The following is a 19,755-nucleotide window of genomic DNA, read 5'->3' on the forward strand; positions in this document are numbered from 1 at the left end:
ACCCCAAGATCACCGGAGCACCGTGGAAACTATGGAAACCGAAATAGTTTCCGCAGTTTCCGAGGATCCGCGCGGCGCCGACGACCCACGCTGGGCGGTGATCGTCGAGGCGGCCGGACGGCTGTTCCTCGCCCCCGGCCCCGGCCGGGTCGGCATGGACGACCTGGCCCGCGAGCTCGGCATGAGCAAGAAGACGATCTACCGGCACTTCCCGGACAAGCACAGCCTGATGACGGTGGTGCTGGACCGGCAGTTCGCCGTGATCGAGCGCGCGGTGGCGGCGGCGGCCGCGGAGACGGTCGACCAGCCGTTCGGCGAGCAGGTGCGGCAGTTCCTGATTGCCGCGTGCGGCGGGCTCGACCAGATCGGCGCGGCCCAGCTCGCCACCGGACGCGGCGACGCGGTCCTGCGCCGACACGTGGAGCAGCGCATCGACGCCGTCGTCTACCAGCGGCTCGACGAGCTGTTCCGGGACGGGCACGAGCGCGGGCTGCTGTCCGCGCCGCCCGAGTTGCTCGGCGAGATCACCCGGGGCGCGGTGGAGCGACTGCTCAACTCGCAACTCCCCCGCCGACTCGACTGCACGGCCGCCGATCTGCTGCGGGCGACCGTCGACACGGTGCTCCACGGGGCGATCCGCCCCGGCACCGACTAGGAGGAAAGACTCGTGACTGGGGACAGGGTGGCGCTGATCACCGGCGCCAGTAGCGGAATCGGGGCGGCGACGGCACGTCTGCTGGCCGCCCGGGGAATGCGGGTGGTGGTCAACTACCTGCGCAGCGAGGCGGCGGCCAAGGAAGTCGTGGCCGACATCGAGGCCGCCGGCGGCGAGGCCATGGCCGTGCAGGCCGACGTACGCGAACCGGCGGCGGTCGCCGGCCTGCTCGACCAGGTGCGACGGGTCTGGGGCGACGTGGACGTGCTCGTGCACAACGCCCTCACGCCGTACGCCATCAAACCGTTCCAGGACATGACGTGGGACGAGCTGGGCGGCAAGGTCGACGACGAGATGCGCGCCGCGTTCACCGTCACCAAGGCCGTGCTGCCGGGCATGACCGAACGGCGGTCGGGGCGGATCATCTACCTCGGCACCGGTCTGAGCCGCCGGCCTCGGGAGGGCATGATCGCGCTGGGCACGGCCAAGGCCGCGCTCACGCAGTTCGCCCGCTATCTCGCCCAGGAGTTGGGCCCGCAGGGCATCACGGTCAACGTCGTCGAGCCCGGTCCGGTGGCGGAAACCCGGATCTCGCACGTGCTCGACGGGGAGCAGGCGCAACGTCAGATCGCGGCGACCCCGCTCGGGCGGCTGGCCCTGCCCACCGACGTCGCGCAGGCGGTCGCCTTCTACGCCGGCGAGGACAGCTCCTTCATGACCGGCACCACTGCGGCGGTCAACGGCGGGATGGCGATGTACTGATGCTCTCCATCGATCTGGCCTACGTCGGACGGGGCCTGCACGAGGAACTGGCTGCCTACATCGCCGACCAGGAAGGGTTCTACGAGCAAGAAGGCGTCCGTGTCGCGCTGCGGGACGGCCGCGCCTGGGACGAGGAACGGCTGCGCCGCGGCGCCACCATCGGCCTCGGGCGCGCGCTGCTGTCCCGGCTGACCGGCGGCGTTCCCTGGGTCGCGCTCAACGTCAACACCGATCGCCCCCTGTTCTGGTTCCTCGCCCGACCGGAGCTGACGTCACTGCACGACCTCGCCGGACGGAAGCTGGCGGTGCACGCGCCGCGCACCGCGCCCGGCTGCTTCGCCCGAATCGTGTTGCGCCGCAACGGTATCGACCCGGACCGCGACGTCGACACGATCGTCCGCTCCCCCGGCGACTACGGCATGGACCTGCGTCGGCTGCGCGACGGCACCATCGACGCCGCCTACGTCGGCAGCACGATGGCGCCCGAAGCGGTCGCCGCGGAGAACGGGTGGCGAGTGCTGGCCTGGGTCGGCGACCACTTCCAGATCCCGACCGTCGGCGTTGCCGTCGATCCAACCCATATCGCGCCGGACGACCCTGCGGTGCAGGCGGTCGTGCGAGCGCACCGACGGGCGCTCCGGGTGATTTCTGCCGATCCAGTGACGACGGTCCGGCACATGCGGACGTTCCTCGGCGGGCAGACGACTGACGAGATCCGCGCCCATTACAAGACGTTCATCGCGCCGTACTTCACCACCGACGGCCAGGCCGACCTCGCCGTCGGCGACGCCGCGATCACCGCGGTCGCCGCCGAGCTCGGCGTGCCCGCCACCGTCACCGCGGCCGACTTCTACCGGAAGGACCAGCCATGAAGATCGCCGTCATCGGCACCGGACTCATCGGCTCCCAGGTGGTCAGCGATCTGACCGCGGCCGGCCACGAGGCGACCGGTCACTCCCGCTCCACCGGCATCGATCTCCTCACCGGAGCCGGGCTCGACGACGCGGTGCGCGGCGCCGAGGTCGTGGTCGACGTGAGCAACTCGCCCACGTTCGACGACGCCTCGCTCGACTTCTTCCGCACGTCGGTGACCAATCTGCTGGCGGCGGCCGAGGCGGCCGGCGTGCGGCACATCGTGGCGCTGTCGATCGTCGGCGTCGACGAGGTGCCGGACATGGCGTACTACCGGGCCAAGACGCTGCAGGAAGAGTTGGTGAAGGCCGGCCCGATCCCGTACTCGATCGTCCGCGCCACACAGTTCATGGAGTTCGTCGGCCCGTCGATGGAGTGGACCACCGAAGGGGATGTCGTGCGCCTGCCCGCTACGCCGATCCAGCCCATCAGTTCGGCCGAGGTCGCCGCGGCGGTGGCTGGTGTCGCGGCCGGCACGCCGCTCCAGGGCACGCGGGAGATCGCCGGTCCCGAGGTGTTCACTTTGGACGAATTGGGCCGTATCACGCTGGAGGCGACCGGGGACAAGCGTCACGTCGTCACCGACGCGAGCGCGGGGCTTTTCGCTCTGGTGAAGGGCGATGCGCTTGTGCCACGGGATGGGGCGTCGTTGGCCAGCACCCGCTACCGCGACTGGCTGCGGTCGCGCTGATCATGGACGTGTATGAGGCCGTGCGCAGCCGCCGGGCGGTGCGCGCTTTCAGCGACCGGGTTGTTCCCCGAGAGACTTTGGAGCGTGTGCTGACCGGCGCTGCGTGGGCTCCCTCCGGGTCGAACCTCCAGCCGTGGAACATCTTTGTGGTGACGGGCGCGCCGTTGGCGGATTTGAAGAAGCGGTGCGCCGAACGGCTGGCGGCGGGCGATGCTTGGGACGAGCCGGAGTACGAGATGTATCCGGCAGAGTTGAAATCCCCTTACCACGAGCGCCGGTCCGAGTTCGGTCGGCAGCGCTACGGGGCGCTCGGTATCGCTCGGGACGACTGGGAGGCACGGCAACGGGCTGCCAGTGACAACTGGGCGGCGTTCGGCGCTCCGGCGGCGTTGTTCTGTTATGTGGACCGGGGAATGTGCCGTCCACAGTGGTCGGATCTCGGTATGTACCTGCAGACGGTGATGCTGCTGTTGCGGGCCGAGGGGTTGCACAGCTGCCCGCAGATGGCTTGGGCGAAGCTGCACCGGACGGTCGGCGAGGTGCTGTCGCCGCCGGCTGAGCTGATGCTGTTCTGCGGCATGTCCATCGGGTACGAGGATCCGGCGGGGAGCCAGGATCGGGTCGGGCGGGCAGGGCTGGCGGAGACCGTCAGGTTCGTCGACGGCTGACGGCCGGAACGACGGCGCGTCAGGCGGAAAAGGAGCGGCGGTAGTCGGTGGGGGTTACGCCGATGACGCGTTGGAAGTGGTGGCGAAGCAGGGCGGGGGTGCCGAAGCCGGCCAGCCGGGCGATCTCGTCGATGCTCAGGGCGCTCTGCTCCAGCAGGGTACGGGCGTGCAGCACCCGCTGGGTGGTGAGCCAGCGGTGCGGGGTGGTGCCGGTCTCGGCGACGAAACGCCGGGCGAAGGTGCGCTCGGACATGGCGGCGCGGTCGGCGAGCTCGGCGACGGTGTGTTCCTCGGTGAGGGTCTCCAGCATCCACAGCAGCACGGGCTGGAGGCTGTCGGCGGTGCACTCGGGCACCGGCATCTCGACGAACTGGCGCTGACCGCCCTCGCGCTGCGGCGCCACCACCATGCGACGGGCGATGAGGGTGGCGATGCGGGCGCCCAGTTCGCGGCGGACGATGTGCAGGCTGGCGTCGATGCCGGCGGCGGTGCCGGCGCTGGTGATGAGGTTGCCGTCGTCGACGTACAGCACATCGGCGTCGACGCGGGCCTTGGGGAAACGGCGCTGGAACTCCTCGGCGTACCGCCAGTGGACGGTGCACGGGCGGTCGTCCAGCAGACCGGCCTCGCCGAGGAGGAAACCGCCGCTGCACACGGAAAGCACGGCGGCGCCACGAGCGGTGGCCTCCTGCAGGGCGTCGAGCACGGCCGGCGGGTACTCGGGGCGGATGGTGCACGCGGGCACGGCGACCAGGTCGGCGGCGACGAGGTCGTCCAGGGAGCGGTCCGGCGTCAGCGTGACGCCGACGCCGGTCCGAACGGGCTCGCCGGGCCGCTCGGCGCAGACCCGGAAGTCGAACGGCGGCACGCCGTCGTCGGTGCGGTCGACGCCGAACACCTCGCACACCACACCGAACTCGAACGGCGCCATACCGTCCACGACCAGCGCGGCGACGGACCTCAACATGCGGCGAAGTCTACCTGGCAGGATTTTGTGCAACAACGTCTGACCTGCCACTGTTGGCAGGATTTATCTCAGCGCACACTTCTAGCCATGACGAACCACTTCACCCAGCGCCTGCGCAACGCCCTCCGCCGCGGACCGTCGATGCCGCACTCCCGCCTCTACGGCAGCACCGACATCGAGGACCGCGACCTGGCCCGGGTCCTCGCGGACCTGCGGGTCACTCCCCCTCAGCGAGGAGCTCACGCACGAGAGGAATGACCTTCGTCCCGTAGAGCTCCAGGTTCCGCATGGCGTGCTCGTGCGGGATGGTCCCGTTCGAGTACTTCAGGTCGAACCGTTGCACGCCAAGGGTCTTGACCGTGCGGGCGATCTTGCGGGCGACGGTCTCGGGCGCGCCGATGTACTGCGAGCCGTGCGCGATCTCGCCGTCGTACTGGGCCCGGGTCATGGGCGGCCAGCCCCGCTCGCGGCCGATCCGGTCGTGCATCGCCCTGCTGTGCGGCCACACCAGGTCGGCGGCCTCCTGGTCGCTGTCGGCGACGAAGCCGGGCGAGTGCACGGCCACCGGCAGTTTCTCCAACTCCAACTGCTTCAGCGCCCGGTGGTAGAGATCGACGTACGGGGCGAACCGCGCCGGGTCGCCGCCGATGATCGCCAGCGTCAGCGGCAGGCCGTAGCTGGCGGCGCGGACGACCGACTCGGGGCTGCCGCCGACGCCCACCCAGGTGGGGATGCGGCCGCGCTCCGTCTTCGGGAACACGTTCGCGCCCTCCAGCGGCGGCCGGACGGTGCCCTGCCAGGTCACCGGCTCCTCGGTGAGCAGGTGGGCCATCAGGTCGATCTTCTCGGTGAACAGCTTCTCGTAGTCGGCCAGGTCGTAGCCGAACAGCGGGAACGACTCGGTGAACGAACCGCGGCCCAGCGTGATCTCGGCCCGGCCGTTGGACACCGCGTCCAGCGTGGCGAACCGCTCGAACACGCGGACCGGGTCGTCCGAGCTGAGCACGGTGACGGCGGTGCCCAGCTTGATCCGCTCGGTGCGGCCGGCGATCGCGGCCAGCACCACCTCGGGGGCGGAGACGGCGAAGTCGTCGCGGTGGTGCTCGCCGACCCCGAAGTAGTCGATGCCGACCTGGTCGGCCAGCACGGCCTCCTCGACGACGTCGCGCAGCACCTGCGCGTACGACTTGCGGTTCCCCTCGGCGTCGACGGTGACGTCGCCGAAGGTGTCCACCCCGAACTCCACGGGTGCAGTCATCACTTTCCCTTCGCGCCCAGGAGGTTGGCCTCCAGGCGGGCCAGCACGGCGCGGGCGGCGCCGTCGTCCGATTCGTCGAAGCCGGCCGTGGTCAGCTCCTCAAGCCGCTGCCAGACGCGTTCCACCTCGGGTCGCAGCGCCTGACCCGCCTCCGTGGCGTGCACGACCACCACGCGACGGTCGTCGGCGCTGTGCTCGCAGCGCACGAAGCCGGCGCGTTCGAGCCGCGACACGGTGCGGGTGATGGTCGCCGAGTCGGAGCCCAGCATCCGCACCAGGTCGGCCTGGCGCTGCGGGCCGTTGTCCCACAGCGACAGCAGCACCAGCTCCTGGCCGGGGTGCAGGCCGATCTCGCGCAACAGGTGCCCGGCGAGCAGCCGGTGCTCGCGGGCCAACCGGAAGATCAGGTGACTGACCGTGCCGGCCACTGGCTGCGCCATCGTCCCTCCTCCGTGGTTTCCTGTCCGAACAGCAATTGAACGAACAACTACGGACGCGGGGACATTCCCGGGCCTACTCGGCGGCCCGCCACGCGTCGCCGACGCAGGCCTCCTCGTACTCCCACCAGCCGTCGACCACGCCGTCGATGAGCAGGTTCTTCACAGCCGCGAGATCGGCCTCCGGCGGAACGGTGAGCGCCAGCATCCGGTACTGCTCGGCGGCCTCGCCCTCCACGAACAGCGGCGCGAGCAGGTCGAGGGCCCGCGTCACGTCGCCGGCGAGCGGACCGTCGTCGAGGACGACCAGCCGGATCGTGCAGGCGCCGGACCAGGCCACCTTCTCCGCCGCGTACAGGTAACCGTCCTCGCCGACGCGGACGCTGAAGACGTCGCCCAGCGCGACGCCGTCGACGAAGAAGGGGATGTTGTCCAGCCGGACGTCCTCGCTGTCCGGCAACGGGGTGGCCCACAAGTGCTCCCGGCCACTCGACGGCCGGCCGGGCTCCTGAGGAAGATCGAATGCCACCTTGACGCGGGGGAGATCGGTCACGGTCAGATCCTGTCATCGGAAACCGGCATTCCCGGCGGCCGAGGCGGCAAGATCAACCTATGGAGTTCTTCTGCTACCACCGCGACCGGCCCGGCTCGGAGGTGCTGCGCCGCGAGCTCGGCGAGCGGCACTGGGCGTACATGGACCGGTACGAGCGCGAGCTCATCGCCCGCGGGCCGACGCTGGCCGGCGAAACCGCCACCGGCAGCGTGCACATCATCGACCTACCCGATCCCGCCGCGGCCCGCGCGTTCGCCTTCGACGAGCCGAACTACCAGGCCGGCGTGTACCGGGACGTGCTGCTGCGCCGGTGGCACAACGCCATAGGCCGCACCATGCGGGACTTCCCCGGCGGCCGGACCGGCGGCAACCGCTACCTGGTGCTGGGCTTCGGCATGGGCGAGGCGGCGGACCTCGCCGTGCCTGACGACCGGGACGAGCTGATCGCCTACGGGCCGCTGCTCTCCGACGACGGCACCGCCTGGCTCGGCACGGCCGTGCTGCTCCGGGCGCCGGACCCGGACGCGGCGCGCGCGATCTTGAGCCTGGAGCGGTATGCCGCAATCGAGGTGCACAACTGGCAGTTCGGCGGCCGGCGTTGACGTCTTCGCCGGTTTTTTCGTCCTCCTCTCGGTCAGCTATTAATTTCACTCGTCACTGAAGTCATAGTGCTTTGAAGTAGTGGCCCTGCTCCAGGTCGGCCAGCAGCCCCACACCGGTGGGCCGCCAGCCCAGCCACTGCTGGGTCAGGGCACTGGACGACTGGACGTCGTTGCCGAAGAACGCGCCGAGCCAGCCGAAGTGCCGGACGGCCTCGTCGCCGCGCGCCACGGACGTCACCGGCAGGCCCAGGTGCCGGCCGATGGCGTCGGCGATGTCGCGAACCGGCACGCCCTGGTCGCCGATGGCGTGGTAGACGCGGCCGGCGGGCGAGTTCTCCAGCGCCAGGCGGAACAGCCGGGCGGCGTCGAGGCGGTGCACGGCCGACCAGCGGTTCTCCCCGTCGCCGGGATGCGCGGAGACGCCCTTGTCCCGGGCGATCTGGATCAACCGCGGCACCAAGCCGTGGTCGCCCTCGCCGTGCACGGAGGGCGGCAGCCGGACGGCCGAGGTGCGAACGCCCCGTTCGGCCAGCGCGAGGAGGGCCACCTCCGACTGCATGCGCCGCGCCATCGGCTCGGTCGAGTCGGCCACGTCGGTCTCGACGCTCGGGCGGCCCTTGTGCAGTGCGCCGACGCCGGAGGCGATCACGAGCGGCCGGCCCGAGCCGACGAGCACCTCGCCGATGGCCTCGACGGCGGCCAGGTCCGTAGCCGCGGCGGCCGCGATGTCGGTGAAGTCGTGGTTGAACGCGGTGTGGATCACGCCGTCGGTGGCGGCCGCGCCGGCCCGCAGGCTGTCGAGGTCGTCCAGGGATCCGCGATGGACCTCGGCGCCGGTCTCGGCCAGCGCCGAGGCGTTGGCATCCGACCGCACGAGCCCCAGCACCTGGTGACCTGCCTCCTGAAGCTCGCGGACGACGGCACTGCCGATGAACCCGGTCGAACCGGTGACGAACACGCGCATTGGGCGCTCCTCTCTGTGTCCACTCAACCCTGCGCCCGATGATCTCCACGGGTCCAAGTCCTTTTCCGCAGGAGACAATGCGGTTCGGGCATCACCGCAGTTAGGCTGGGTACGTGGACCTCGACCTGCGCCTGGTTCGGTACTTCACGGTGGTCGCCGAGCACCGGCACTTCGGCCGCGCCGCCGAGGAGCTGCGGGTCGCCCAGCCGTCCCTGAGCCGGCAGATCCAGCGGCTGGAGCACGATCTCGGCGCGCGCCTGCTGGATCGCACGCCGAGGGGCACGGCGCTGACCGAGGCCGGCGAGGTGTTCCTCCCCCAGGCCAAGGCCCTGCTGAAGGCGGCCGCGCGGGCCGCCGCGCACACCAGGGCCGCCGCCCAGCCCAGCCGGATCGTGCTCGGCTACACCATCAACATCATCATCACGAAGGCGGTGCGCCAGCTGCGCAACCGACGTCCGGACGCGGACGTGCAGACACTGCACGTTGCGTGGAGCGAGGTCCGGGAGGCGCTGCTCGACCACCGGGTGGACGCGGTGGTGGCGCGCCTGCCGTTCGCCACCGACGGTCTGCACGTCACGGTGCTCTACGACGAGCCGCGGGGCGTGCTGCTGCCGATGGACCACCCGCTGGCCGACCGGGAGACGCTCGCCCTGGACGACATCGCCGACGAGCCACTGCCCCGCGTCGAGGACGCGGTGTGGAACGCCTTCTGGCGCATCGACCCGCGGCCGGACGGGCGACGCGCCCCGGACGGGCCGCTGGTGACCGTGATCGAGGACAAGTTCGAGCACATCGCCGCCGGCGAGGCCATCGCGATCGTGCCGATGGCCGGCAGCGCTCGCCGGCTCCGGCCCGACCTGACCGTGATCCCGCTCGACGGCGTCGACCCGAGCCACGTGGCGGTGGCCACCCGCGCCGACGACCGCAGCCGCCTGGTGGCGGAGTTCCGCAAGATCGCGGAGGCCGAGCTGAAACCGAATTGACCCGTCGTTACAGTCGATTCCGTGAGCGAACGCGCCTTCTCCCCGCTGCCGACCGAGATCGACCTGCCGGCGGTCGAGCGGGAGATTCTCGACCGGTGGCGGGCCACCGACGTGTTCGGCCGCTCCCTGGAGCGCACGGCCGGCGGCCCACGCTGGGGCTTCTTCGAGGGCCCGCCGACCGCCAACGGCACGCCGGGCGCGCACCACGTCGAGGCGCGCGTGTTCAAGGACCTGTTCCCGCGCTTCAAGACGATGAAGGGCCACCACGTCCAGCGGCGGGCCGGTTGGGACTGCCACGGCCTGCCGGTGGAACTGGCCGTGGAGAAGGAACTCGGCTTCACCAAGAAGCAGGACATCGAGGCCTACGGCATCGCCGAGTTCAACGCCCGCTGCCGGGAGTCGGCGCTGCGCAACGTCGCCCAGTTCCGGGCGATGACCGAGCGCATGGGCTACTGGGTCGACCTCGACAACGCCTACCTCACGATGGCTCCGTCCTATGTGGAGAGCGTCTGGTGGTCGCTGAAGCAGGTCTTCGACAAGGGCCTGCTGGTCGAGGATCACCGCGTCACACCGTACTGTCCGCGTGACGAGACGCCGCTGTCGGACCACGAGGTGGCGCAGGGCTACCAGGACGACATCGATCCCTCGGTGTACGTCCGGTTCCCGCTCACGAGCGGCCCGTGGCAGGGCGCGAACCTGTTGGTGTGGACGACGACGCCGTGGACGCTGCCGTCGAACACGGCGGTGGCGGTGCATCCCGATGCCGTCTACGCACTGGCCACAGTGGACGGTGAGAAGATCGTCACCGCCGAGGCGCTGCTGCCGGCGGAGGCGACCGTGCTGGCCCGGCTCAGCGGCGCGGAGTTGGCCGGCTCGTCGTACCAGCGGCCGCTGGATCTGGTGCCGCTGGCCGAATTCGGCGACGACGCGTTCGTCGTGCTCACCGCCGACTACGTGACCACCGACAGCGGCACGGGGATCGTGCACCTGGCGCCGGCCTTCGGCGCGGAGGACATGGCCGTCGCCCGTCGGCACGGGCTGCCGATGGTGAACCCGATCGGCGTCGACGGGCACTTCCACGCCGACGTGCCGCTGGTCGGCGGGCTGTTCTTCCGTGACGCCAACGAGCCCGTGATCGAGGCGCTGACCGAGCGCGGCCTGCTGGTGAAGCACGAGCCGTATCCGCACAGCTACCCGCACTGCTGGCGGTGCGGCACCGCCCTGATCTACTACGCGCTGCCGTCCTGGTTCATCCGCACCACCGCGATCAAGGACCGGCTGGTCGCGGAGAACGAGCGCACGAACTGGCATCCGGAACACGTCAAGCACGGACGGTACGGGGCGTGGCTGGACAACAACGTCGACTGGGCGTTGTCCCGCAACAGGTTCTGGGGCACTCCGCTGCCGATCTGGCGATGCGGCGACGACCACCTCACCTGCGTCGGATCGCTGGCCGAACTGTCCACACTGGCCGGTCGCGACCTCAGCGCCCTGGACCCGCACCGGCCCTTCGTCGACGACGTCGTTATCACCTGCCCCGACTGCGGCGGCGAGGCGCGTCGGGTGTCGCAGGTGATCGACGTCTGGTACGACTCCGGCGCGATGCCGTTCGCGCAGTGGGGTGCGCCGCACCGCAACCAGGCCGAGTTCGAGACCTCCTACCCGGCGCAGTACATCTGCGAGGGCATCGACCAGACCCGCGGCTGGTTCTACTCGATGATGACCGTCGGCACGCTGGTGTTCGACCGCTCCTCGTACGAGACGGTGTTGTGCCTCGGGCTGATCCTCGACGCCGAGGGTCGCAAGATGAGCAAGCACCTCGGCAACATCGTCGACCCGTTCGAGCTGTTCGACCGCTACGGCGCGGACGCGGTGCGCTGGCTGATGCTGGCCGGCGGGTCGCCGTGGGTGGACCGGCGGGTCGGCGACGACCTGCTGAGCGAGATCGTCCGCAAGGTGCTGCTCACGTACTGGAACGCGGCGTCCTTCCTGCTGCGCTACGCCGATCTCGCCGACTGGCGGCCGGCGCCGTTCACCGGCGAGCGGCACGTGCTGGACCGCTGGCTGCTGGCCGAGCTGCACGGCGTCGTCGCCGACGTGGACGCCGCGCTGGAGGGCTTCGATTCCGCCGCGGCCGGCCGGCGGCTCGCGGGGTTCGTCGACGACCTGTCCAACTGGTACATCCGCCGGTCCCGGCGGCGGTTCTGGCGGGCCGCGCCGTCCGCGATGGCCACCCTGCACGAGGTTCTGGACGTGCTGACCCGGCTGATGGCGCCGTTCGTGCCGTTCGTCACCGACTACGTGTGGCAGCACCTGCACGCCGACGCCGATTCCGTGCACCTGGCGTCGTGGCCGTCGGCGGCGGACCTGCCGTCGGATCCCGCCCTGGTGGCGCAGATGCGGCTGGTGCGGGATCTCGTGGAGCTCGGTCGGTCGACCCGGGCCGTGCACAAGGTCCGCACCCGGCAGCCGCTCGCGTCGGCCCTCGTGAACGCCCCCGGCTTCGCCGACCTCGGCCCCGATCTGCGGGACCAGATCGCCGACGAGCTGAATGTCCGCCGGGTCGAGCCGATGACCACCGACCTCGTCGAGGTCACGGTCAAGCCCAACTTCCGGGTACTCGGCAAGCGGTTCGGGCCGCGCATGCAGCAGCTGGCCAAGGCCATCGCCACCGCCGGCGCGCCGGTGGACGGCTCGCTCACCGTCGACCTGGACGGCGAGGCGATCACGCTGAGCGGCGACGATCTCGTGCTCACCGAGCAGCCGCGCAAGGGCTGGGCGGTGACCACCGAGAACGGCCTGTCCGTGGCGCTGGACCTGGAACTCGACGAGGAGCTCACGCTCGCCGGCCTGGCCCGGGACGCCCTGCGCCTGGTGCAGGACACGCGCAAGGCCATCGGCCTGGACGTCGCCGACCGCATCCGGCTCCGGTGGACCGCCGACCGCCCGGACGTGGCGGCGGCCCTGCGTCGGCACCGGGACCTGCTCGCGGAGGAGGTGCTGGCGGTGGAGGTGTCGGAAGGCGAAGGCGACGCGAACCCGACGACGTTCGCCGAGCTCGGATTGACCGTCTGGCTGACCAAGGTGGCGGACGTCACCGAGGAATGAAAACCATCGTCGCGGCGTTGAACGGGCAGCGAAGGAGGTGGCGATGGCCACGGTGGAACTGACCCGCGAGAACTTCGACGAGGTCGTCGGCAAGGGCACGGTCCTGGTGGACTTCTGGGCGGAGTGGTGCGGCCCGTGCCGCATGTTCGGGCCGGTCTTCGAGCAGTCGTCCGACCAGCACGAGGACATCGTGCACGGCAAGGTCGACACGGAGGCCCAGCAGGAGCTGGCGGCGGCGTTCAACATCCGCTCCATCCCCACGCTGATGGCCATCCGTGACGGCGTGGTGGTGTTCGCCCAGCCGGGCGCGCTGCCGGCCGCCTCGCTGGAGGAGCTCATCGGCAAGGTCCAGGAGCTGGACATGGACAAGGTGCGGGAGCAGATCGCCGCCCAGCAGTGACACCTTTTCCGCGCCGGTTCTGACCCTACGAACGGCACTCCTCCCGGCCCTAGCGTGGCCGGGAGGAGCCGTTTGTGGAGGTGGACAACCATGCGGGCACTGTTGCTGGTGCGGCGGGGCGCGGCCTTGACCAGATCGCACGTGCACACGCTGCGGTCGAAGGGCTTCGAGCCGTACGTGGTGTCCTCGCTGCCGTCCGACGGCGGCCGGCAGTTCCGGCTGCTCTGCGAGCAGATCGAGGTCGAGCACTCCGTCACCGCCGGGGTGTCCATCACCCATGACGAGGTCGCGGCGGTCGTGCGGGCCGTCGACGGCCTCGTCTTCTGTCTGACGCAGGCGGATTCGCTGCGTCCGCTGATGGCCGAGGCCAACCGGCTGCTCGGCGCCCCGGACGCGCCGCCGGCGGCCCTGGACGGCACCCTCGACAAGCATCGGATGCGCAAGACCCTGTGCGCCAACGGGTTGTCGAACCTCGACTCGTTGCCGATCACCGATCCCACTCTGCGGCAACGGATCGAGGCCGGCGAGCGGTTCGTGGTCAAGCCGCGGCGCGGTGTCGGCTCGCTGTGCGTCGGGCTGGTCCGGACGTGGGCCGACGTCGAGGCGCTGCGGGCGGCCTTCGCCGAGGGCCCGGCCGACGCGGACATGATGGCCGAGTACTTCGCCGACAACGAGCTGATCGCCGAGTCCTTCATCGACGGCCGCGAGATCAGCCTGGAGATCATCCGCCAGGACGGCGCCGAGCGACTGGTCGTGGACCACGACAAGACCCTGATCGAGTTCGGCGTGGACACCGTGCTGGAGCGCGGCATGGCCTCCCCCGCCACCATCGTCACCGACGACGAGTTGGCGCGGGCCAAGGCCGTCGCCCGCCGGGCCATGGACGCGCTCGGGCTGACCGACGGCGGCTACCACGTCGAGATGCGGGTGACCGCCGACGGCGTCGCCGAGATCGTGGAGATCAACCCCCGGGTCGGCGGCGGCATGGTGTTCGAGAGCATCCACCTCCAGTACGACCGGTCGATCACCGAGGACTGGATCGACGTGCTGTCCCGGCGGGCGGTCGCGCCGCTGGGCGAGCGCCGCTGCGGCTCGTACACGCAGCTGGCCTTCCCCCGTGAGCAGCGGCAACTGCTGGGCGTGGACCGCAATCCGAGGATGCCGGAGCCGGAGATCTACGACGAGCTGATCGTTCCCGGCGAGGTGCCGATCGCGCACCGCGAGTACTTCGGCGCGCTGGTGCTGTGGCGCACCGAGCTGGCCACGCACCGGGAGGAGGTCGCCGCGCTGGTGCCCGTGGAGTACTGCACCTTCGTCTACTCCCCCGGGCTGTCCGGCCGGCCGGTGCTGTTGCTGCTGGAGCCGGACTGGGACGTGCTGCTGGCCGCCGTCGCGGTCGAGGGCGTGGACGTCGTCGTCTGCCACCAGGATCCGGTGTACGTGACGCCGGAGTACGACGACGTGCGCGACGGCCTGGCGCTGCTGGTTCGGGTGCCCGGCTGGTCCACTGTGGACGCGGCCGTGGACACCGTGCTCGAGGCGCTGGCGGGTGCGGAGGTCGCGGACATCCGGGCCCCACACGACGTCACGCGCGAGGCCGAGGCACGGATCCGCAAGGCACTGAGCTGACAGCCTTCGGGCCGACGTCGCCGACCTCGCACACCACGAGGTGCGGGGTCGCGTAGAAGTGCAAGGTCAGATCGCCGTAGGTCATCCACAGCAGGTCGTCCCGGACCTCGACCCGCGTCCCCGCTTCGTCCATACGACGATCTTCGCCCAGGTCAGCGGGGCCGCGGCAGGGACGATGCCGGCTCCGGGTCCCGTATGCGCGATCCGCATACGCGGTCGGCCCGAACCCCGTCAGCCCAACGCCCGCACCTGGGCGGTCACCTCGCTGAACGCGGCGGTGTCCGCCCAGGGCGACAGCGCGCGCAGTTCCCGCACCACGTGCGGGGAGGCGCTTACCCTCGCCAGCGCGACCGCGTCCATCCCGACCGCGGCCGCCTGCTCGACGTCGCCGCGATGGGCGTAGGCGCGGGCCAGCTTGGCCGTGTGCACGCCCTGGAACCACGGGCAGACGTGTCCCCACCGCGGCCGCAGGCTGGTGTAGAGGTTGATCGCCTCCGCCGGCTGGCCGAGGTCGACCAGGCAGGAGGCGCGCTGCATCTCCACGTGCTCGATGTCGGTCCAGGAGCCGACCCGGTACTCGTCGGTGTCGACGTGCTCGATCCGGTCGATCAACCGAGCGGCGTCGTCCAGCCGGCTCATGCAGGCCGCCTCCGCGCGGGCCTGGGCCAGGCCGCGGGCCTCCTGCTGGAGGGCGAGAACCCGCAGCTCCGGGCTGATGTCCCGCTCCCGCTGGGCGGCACGGGCCAGCCCGACCACCCGGTCGTGGTCGCCGTCGCGGGCGGCGAGCTGGCTCATCCGCACGTAGGTGTACGCCACCATGTCCCGGTCCTCGGCCGCCTGCGCCTGCTGCATCGCCCGGGCGGTCCAGTGCTCGGCGCCGTCCCAGTCGTCGGTCTCCTCGTGCAGCCAACCGGCGAACTCGGCGTACAGGGCCGCCACGGACAGCAGGACCTGGCGCATCTCGCCGCTGACGGACCGGCGGAGCCGGTCGGTCAGCTCGTAGAGGTCGCGGGCGGCCGGCTTCAGCGCCGCCGACACGCGCCGGTTGTCGGCGTCGTTGATGATGCGGCGGGCCACCAGCAGCTCGCGGACGATCTCCGGCGTGGCCGGCGCGCCGGAGGAGGCGCCGCTGCCCAGCAGCGCCACCAGCGCCTCGGTGCCGCCGCGTTCACGCAGCTCGGCGGGGGCGACGCCCTGTTCGGCCAGGCCGAGCAGGTGCGCCGGGATGCCCAGGGTGCGCTGCACGATCCGCAGCACCCGCATGTCGTAGGCGAGATTGCTGCCCGACTCCAGCCGGGAGATCGCCGACTGCGAGAAGCCGGCGAGCGCGCCGAGCTCGTCCTGGCGCAGGCCGTGGGCGCGACGGGCGAACGCGATCACCGACGACGGCGAGTTGGCCGCGACGGCGTCCTGGACCTCCCGCGCGTTCCACACCGATTCGGGCAGCGGATCCATCCGCTGATAGTGGCAGTCGGCGACGTCGTCCACGACCGGAAGTGGCCGAAAGTCGCGGCCCTGGCCCAACGGGGCGGGCCAGGACCGCGGGCCCGGTCAGGAGTGCACGCTGATGCAGCCGTCGCCGGGGTGATCGACCTCCGACTTGGTCGGGGCCTCGCCGCCGCACAGCGACACGTTGCGGGTGAAGTCGATCGGCCCGAAGGTGACCGCGTCGGTGGTCACCTTCGGCGACCAGACCCACGAGGCGCCCGAACCGGTGCTCGCTTCCAGGTAGAAGTACCCGGTCACGGCCTGCCCCGACTTGGTCGACACGGTCGCCGAGTCCACATGCAGGCCGCTGCCCTTGACGTCGATGCAGAACTTCGTGCCGCACTTGGAGGCGCTGTCCGGCGCGGCCGGGGCGGCGACGGCCGGGGCGGCCAGCGCCACGGTCGCGATGCCGGCGGCCAGCAGCGGAATCCAGTTCCTCATGGGAGGTCCCCTCTCTCGAATGGATCTCCCCCAGGCTGGGCGCGTGACCGCGTCAGCGGGAAGCGGCCGGCGGCGATCGCGGACAAATCCCGCCGACGGCGCTGGTCGCCGATTTGGCCGCCGGACAAATCAGACCACCTCGAGCAGGAAGAACACCGCTCGCTGGCCGGGCAGCATCAGCCGGCCGCCCGCGTCCACCATCTTCCAGTAGACCTGGTGGTAGCCCGGGGTTTCCGGCACACGGACGTCCACCGAGACCCGGACCTCCTCGCCGGGGCGGGTCGCCGGGATCGGCACCTCGGCCGGCGTCACGCACTCGGCCGGCCCGAACGAGGCCGCGCGGCGCAGGTACCGGCCCACCCACGGCACCGTGCCGGAGTTGCGCAGCGCCCAGGTCTTCACGATCCGGCCGCCGGCGCGGACCCGCGTGCCATCGGGCACGTCCAGATCGCTCACGAACGTCGACCGGTCGCCCGGGATCGCCGCGACGGCCAGGTCAGGCTGCGAGGCGGCCGTCTCCCACTTCAGCCGCCAGGCCCGGCGCGCCGCCCGAGGGTCCTGGCCGAGCACGCCGACCGCCAGCGGCCGCACGAACTCCCATGTGATGTCCCAGGACGGCAGCCGATGCCCGCGCGCCGCGTCCGACAGCGCCGACTTCGACGCCAGGGCCCCGAACTCCGCGCGCATCCGGTCGTAGGACGGGTCCCCCGCCGCCTTCTTCAGCTGCCACAACTGGAGGGCGAAGGATCCCGTCGCCCCCACCGTCACCTCGGGACCCTTCGCCACCCGGCCCCGCCGTCGCGTCACCGCACCGTCGCTCACGCCCTGTTGACGCCCGACTCGCCGATCCGCTTGCCGAGTCAGGCTGTGAGGCGCGTCTCAGTGGCAGGTGCCCAGCATCCTGGTCAGGGCGTCGCGCTCGGACTGCGAGATCGTGAGCTTGTACTTCGCCTTCACCTTGATCCAGTGCGTGGCGTAGTCGCACCACTCCGTCCGCACCGCCGGCATGTAGCCGGGCGGCGGCTGGTCGCCCTTGCTGCGGTTGCTGTGCGCGGTGACCGCGACCAGTTCGTCCAGGTCGTTGGCGAACGCCACCCGTTGGTCCTGGGTCCACTGCGCCGCGCCGGTGCGCCAGGCCTCCGCCTCCGGCACCAGGTGGTCGATGTCCAGGTCGTGCGGGGAGGTGACGTTCTGGCCGTCGTAGAGCGAGAGCCACTTGCCGGAGGTCACCGTGCAGCCCTTGGACTGCACGCCGGTGCCCTGGGCCTTCAGCACGTCGGCGCGGGTGTCGCAGCCGTCGGGCTGGGTGATCCAGCCGCCGCCGAAGCGGTCGCGCGAGTACCCGGTCATGGGGCCGGCGGCGCCGATCTTCAGCGACGCCAGCTGGGCGCTGCTGTCGCTGGGCAGGGGCGCGTTGCTGTCCTTGCCGGCGGTCGCCGGCAGGTCGCATGCGGTCAGGGTCAGCGCGAACAGGGCGATGCCGGCGGCCACGCCGGTTCGGGTGCCAGCCATGATCCAATGGCTACTGGATCTTCGAGCGGCAATACAGAGGTCATTCGGGGTAGTTTGCGCTACAACGAAAGCACTAGATCAACGATCTTCGCCGGGGCCTCGATCTGCGGGCTGTGACCGGCAGCCTCGATGATCTCCGCGCGGGCGCCGACAGCCCGGTAGCGCTCGGCCGTCCGGGCACAATCGTAGAACCGGTCGTGCCGGCCGAGGACCACCAGCGTCGGCACGCCGAGGTCCCGCACCCGCTCGTCCAACGGCCGCCGGGCCAGCGCCTCGCGCCGATCCACGAGCACCGCCCGCGCCACCGCCGGGCAGGTGGCCGCGTGATCGCGCAGCAGCACCGGATCGAAGTCGAACCCCGGCGCGAAGGCATAGGACGTCGCCTTGCGCACCGCCGATGGCGGCGCGAGCCGGTGCAACAGCGGGCCGAGCACCGGCGCGGCCAGCAGTCTGCTGCCGGTCGGGAAGGTCGCGTAGCTGTAGTCCGGCGCCTGGCCGATGATCACGAGCTTGTCGACCCGCGGGCCGAGGGCCAGCGCCACGTCGGCGCCGTAGGAATGCCCGATCGCGGTGACCCGCTCGATGCCTCGCTCATCCAGGACGACGCAAACCGCCGCCGCCTGCGATTCGGCGTCCAGCCCGTCGTGGCCACCTGTCCGGCCATGGCCAAGGAGATCGACCCGCAGCACCCGGCCGTGCGCGGCCAGCAGCGGCGCGACGGCGTCGAACCAGCGCACCGAACCGCTGAACCCGTGCAGCAGCAGGAAGACCGGGCAGCCTTGACCTTCGTCGAGCACGAACACGGGGACTATGAGATCACCAGGCTGGCGATCTTGTCGCCGCGGACCTTGATGGCCATCGGGCCGGTGCCGTTGAACCGGTGGCTGCGCACCTTCATCGTCACGGTGTAGCTGTCGGGCTCGCCGCCCGGCTCGATCGACTCGATCTCGAAGTGCGCCCGCACGCCGATGTTGTCGGTCTTGTTCCAGCTGGCCACGCCGTCGTGGCCGTGGAACTGGCGGCCCCAGTCGTCGAGGAACGCGTCCTCGGTGAAGGCGGCCACGAACGCCTCGGTGTCGGCGCTGTTGGTGGCGTCGACGAAGGCCTGGATGGCGGCGGGAGTGCTCACGGTGTCTCTCCTTGTTCGCAGGCCGGGCAGGATGTTCGCGACGAGCGCCCGGGCGAACTCGTCGGTCAGCGGCTCGTCGGGGATGAGCAGCCGGTTGTAGACGGCGCCCCACAGCTGGTCCACGACCACCTGCGGGTCGAAGTCGGATCGGAGTTCACCACGTTCCACCGCGGTGCGCAGGATTCGCTCGGCAAGTGCACGGCGTGGGCGCGAGTAGCGTTCCCGAAAGGACAGGCCGAGCTCGGCGTCGGTCTGGGCGGCCCCGACCAGCTCGCGGATCACCCGGCCGGCGCGGCTGTCCCGGACCAGGTGGACGAAGGCGAGCAGCTGGGCGGCGATGTCGACCTCGACGTCGCCCGTGTCGGGGAACTCCAGACTGTGCCGCACCACCGAGGCGTAGCCGTCCAGCGCCAGTGAGCCCTTGGACGGCCACCACTTGTAGATGGTCATCCGGCTGGCCCCGGCCCTCGCGGCGACCTTCTCGATGGTGAAGCCGCCCATGCCCTCGGCCAGCAGCAGCTCGCCGGCCGCGGCCAGCACCTGGCCGCGGACCAGGTCCGCGGGTCGTCGGCCACGCATGTCGCACCTCCCGGGTA

At 71.0% G+C, this 19,755-nt stretch carries 22 protein-coding genes; 11 read left to right on the top strand and 11 right to left on the bottom strand.

The features are described from left to right. Positions 1-31 precede the first annotated feature (31 nt). From BCF44_RS39300 to BCF44_RS39320, 5 genes are read left to right on the top strand one after another with little or no spacing between them, the layout of a single operon-like run. Positions 32-655: a TetR/AcrR family transcriptional regulator gene (locus BCF44_RS39300; RefSeq protein WP_116179577.1), complete on the top strand. Its 624-nt coding sequence runs from the start codon at positions 32-34 to the stop codon at positions 653-655. A gap of 12 nt (positions 656-667) precedes the next feature. After that, entirely contained in the window at positions 668-1,417 is a 750-nt protein-coding gene (locus tag BCF44_RS39305) for an SDR family NAD(P)-dependent oxidoreductase (protein WP_116179578.1), read from the top strand. Then, on the top strand, positions 1,417-2,289 hold the full coding sequence (locus BCF44_RS39310; protein ID WP_116179579.1) for an ABC transporter substrate-binding protein: 873 nt from the start codon (positions 1,417-1,419) through the stop codon (positions 2,287-2,289). Before BCF44_RS39305 ends, BCF44_RS39310 begins: the two co-directional genes overlap by 1 nt. Beyond that, a complete protein-coding gene (locus tag BCF44_RS39315) occupies positions 2,286-3,020 on the top strand; it encodes an SDR family oxidoreductase (RefSeq protein WP_116179580.1) in 735 nt (244 codons plus the stop codon). The genes BCF44_RS39310 and BCF44_RS39315 overlap by 4 nt, the downstream gene beginning before the upstream one ends. Positions 3,021-3,022: 2 nt before the next feature. Then, on the top strand, positions 3,023-3,688 hold the full coding sequence (locus BCF44_RS39320; RefSeq protein ID WP_116179581.1) for a nitroreductase: 666 nt from the start codon (positions 3,023-3,025) through the stop codon (positions 3,686-3,688). A 19-nt stretch (positions 3,689-3,707) separates the two neighbouring features. Here BCF44_RS39320 and BCF44_RS39325 read toward each other — a convergent pair whose 3' ends face one another. Next, entirely contained in the window at positions 3,708-4,655 is a 948-nt protein-coding gene (locus BCF44_RS39325; RefSeq protein WP_116179582.1) for a GlxA family transcriptional regulator, read from the bottom strand. Between the two features lie 87 nt (positions 4,656-4,742). Here BCF44_RS39325 and BCF44_RS55995 point away from each other — a divergent pair, with 87 nt between their 5' ends. Beyond that, complete coding sequence (locus tag BCF44_RS55995; protein WP_170217984.1) at positions 4,743-4,913, top strand: hypothetical protein; 171 nt, start codon at positions 4,743-4,745, stop codon at positions 4,911-4,913. Here the strand turns inward: BCF44_RS55995 and BCF44_RS39330 are convergent. The 3 genes from BCF44_RS39330 to BCF44_RS39340 form a co-directional block, all read right to left on the bottom strand. Continuing rightward, on the bottom strand, positions 4,873-5,913 hold the full coding sequence (locus tag BCF44_RS39330) for an LLM class flavin-dependent oxidoreductase (protein ID WP_116179583.1): 1,041 nt from the start codon (positions 5,911-5,913) through the stop codon (positions 4,873-4,875). The genes BCF44_RS55995 and BCF44_RS39330 overlap by 41 nt on opposite strands. Then, positions 5,913-6,353 carry a MarR family winged helix-turn-helix transcriptional regulator gene (locus BCF44_RS39335; protein WP_116179584.1) on the bottom strand — a complete coding sequence of 147 codons (441 nt, stop codon included), beginning with the start codon at positions 6,351-6,353 and terminating at the stop codon, positions 5,913-5,915. The genes BCF44_RS39330 and BCF44_RS39335 overlap by 1 nt, the downstream gene beginning before the upstream one ends. Positions 6,354-6,426: 73 nt before the next feature. After that, positions 6,427-6,903 (bottom strand): DUF4265 domain-containing protein, encoded by a 477-nt coding sequence (locus BCF44_RS39340; RefSeq protein ID WP_170217985.1) that lies wholly within the window; start codon positions 6,901-6,903, stop codon positions 6,427-6,429. 59 nt (positions 6,904-6,962) lie between these two features. Here BCF44_RS39340 and BCF44_RS39345 point away from each other — a divergent pair, with 59 nt between their 5' ends. Beyond that, the gene (locus BCF44_RS39345; protein ID WP_116179586.1) at positions 6,963-7,505 is read left to right on the top strand and encodes a YciI family protein; all 543 of its coding nucleotides are present in this window, start codon (positions 6,963-6,965) and stop codon (positions 7,503-7,505) included. Between the two features lie 61 nt (positions 7,506-7,566). Here the strand turns inward: BCF44_RS39345 and BCF44_RS39350 are convergent, their stop codons facing one another. After that, positions 7,567-8,469: an SDR family oxidoreductase gene (locus BCF44_RS39350; RefSeq protein WP_116179587.1), complete on the bottom strand. Its 903-nt coding sequence runs from the start codon at positions 8,467-8,469 to the stop codon at positions 7,567-7,569. Positions 8,470-8,582: 113 nt separating this feature from the next. Between BCF44_RS39350 and BCF44_RS39355 the strand changes: the two genes are divergently transcribed. From BCF44_RS39355 to BCF44_RS39370, 4 genes are all read left to right on the top strand, one after another. Beyond that, positions 8,583-9,452: a LysR family transcriptional regulator gene (locus BCF44_RS39355; protein ID WP_116179588.1), complete on the top strand. Its 870-nt coding sequence runs from the start codon at positions 8,583-8,585 to the stop codon at positions 9,450-9,452. Positions 9,453-9,473: 21 nt separating this feature from the next. Next, the gene (gene ileS / locus BCF44_RS39360; RefSeq protein WP_170217986.1) at positions 9,474-12,560 is read left to right on the top strand and encodes an isoleucine--tRNA ligase; all 3,087 of its coding nucleotides are present in this window, start codon (positions 9,474-9,476) and stop codon (positions 12,558-12,560) included. 43 nt (positions 12,561-12,603) lie between these two features. Next, entirely contained in the window at positions 12,604-12,960 is a 357-nt protein-coding gene (gene trxA, locus BCF44_RS39365; RefSeq protein WP_116179589.1) for a thioredoxin, read from the top strand. 90 nt (positions 12,961-13,050) lie between these two features. Next, positions 13,051-14,589, top strand: a complete 1,539-nt coding sequence (locus BCF44_RS39370; RefSeq protein WP_116179590.1) for an ATP-grasp domain-containing protein — start codon at positions 13,051-13,053, stop codon at positions 14,587-14,589. 231 nt (positions 14,590-14,820) lie between these two features. Here BCF44_RS39370 and BCF44_RS39375 read toward each other — a convergent pair whose 3' ends face one another. From BCF44_RS39375 to BCF44_RS58040, 6 genes are all read right to left on the bottom strand, one after another. Further along, on the bottom strand, positions 14,821-16,077 hold the full coding sequence (locus tag BCF44_RS39375; RefSeq protein ID WP_116179591.1) for a helix-turn-helix domain-containing protein: 1,257 nt from the start codon (positions 16,075-16,077) through the stop codon (positions 14,821-14,823). Between the two features lie 63 nt (positions 16,078-16,140). Further along, on the bottom strand, positions 16,141-16,518 hold the full coding sequence (locus tag BCF44_RS39380) for a hypothetical protein (RefSeq protein ID WP_116179592.1): 378 nt from the start codon (positions 16,516-16,518) through the stop codon (positions 16,141-16,143). 129 nt (positions 16,519-16,647) lie between these two features. After that, positions 16,648-17,325, bottom strand: coding sequence for an NBR1-Ig-like domain-containing protein (locus BCF44_RS39385; protein WP_246016068.1), 678 nt, complete (start codon positions 17,323-17,325; stop codon positions 16,648-16,650). Positions 17,326-17,397: 72 nt separating this feature from the next. Continuing rightward, positions 17,398-18,030, bottom strand: coding sequence for an HNH endonuclease family protein (locus tag BCF44_RS39390; RefSeq protein ID WP_116179594.1), 633 nt, complete (start codon positions 18,028-18,030; stop codon positions 17,398-17,400). A gap of 59 nt (positions 18,031-18,089) precedes the next feature. After that, positions 18,090-18,833 carry an alpha/beta fold hydrolase gene (locus BCF44_RS39395; protein WP_246016069.1) on the bottom strand — a complete coding sequence of 248 codons (744 nt, stop codon included), beginning with the start codon at positions 18,831-18,833 and terminating at the stop codon, positions 18,090-18,092. A 5-nt stretch (positions 18,834-18,838) separates the two neighbouring features. Next, a complete protein-coding gene (locus BCF44_RS58040) occupies positions 18,839-19,738 on the bottom strand; it encodes a TetR/AcrR family transcriptional regulator C-terminal ligand-binding domain-containing protein (RefSeq protein ID WP_246016070.1) in 900 nt (299 codons plus the stop codon). Between the last annotated feature and the right edge of the window lie 17 nt (positions 19,739-19,755).

Origin of the sequence: Kutzneria buriramensis (assembly GCF_003387475.1) — a bacterium.
In the GTDB taxonomy this organism is placed as follows: Bacteria; Actinomycetota; Actinomycetes; order Mycobacteriales; family Pseudonocardiaceae; genus Kutzneria; species Kutzneria buriramensis.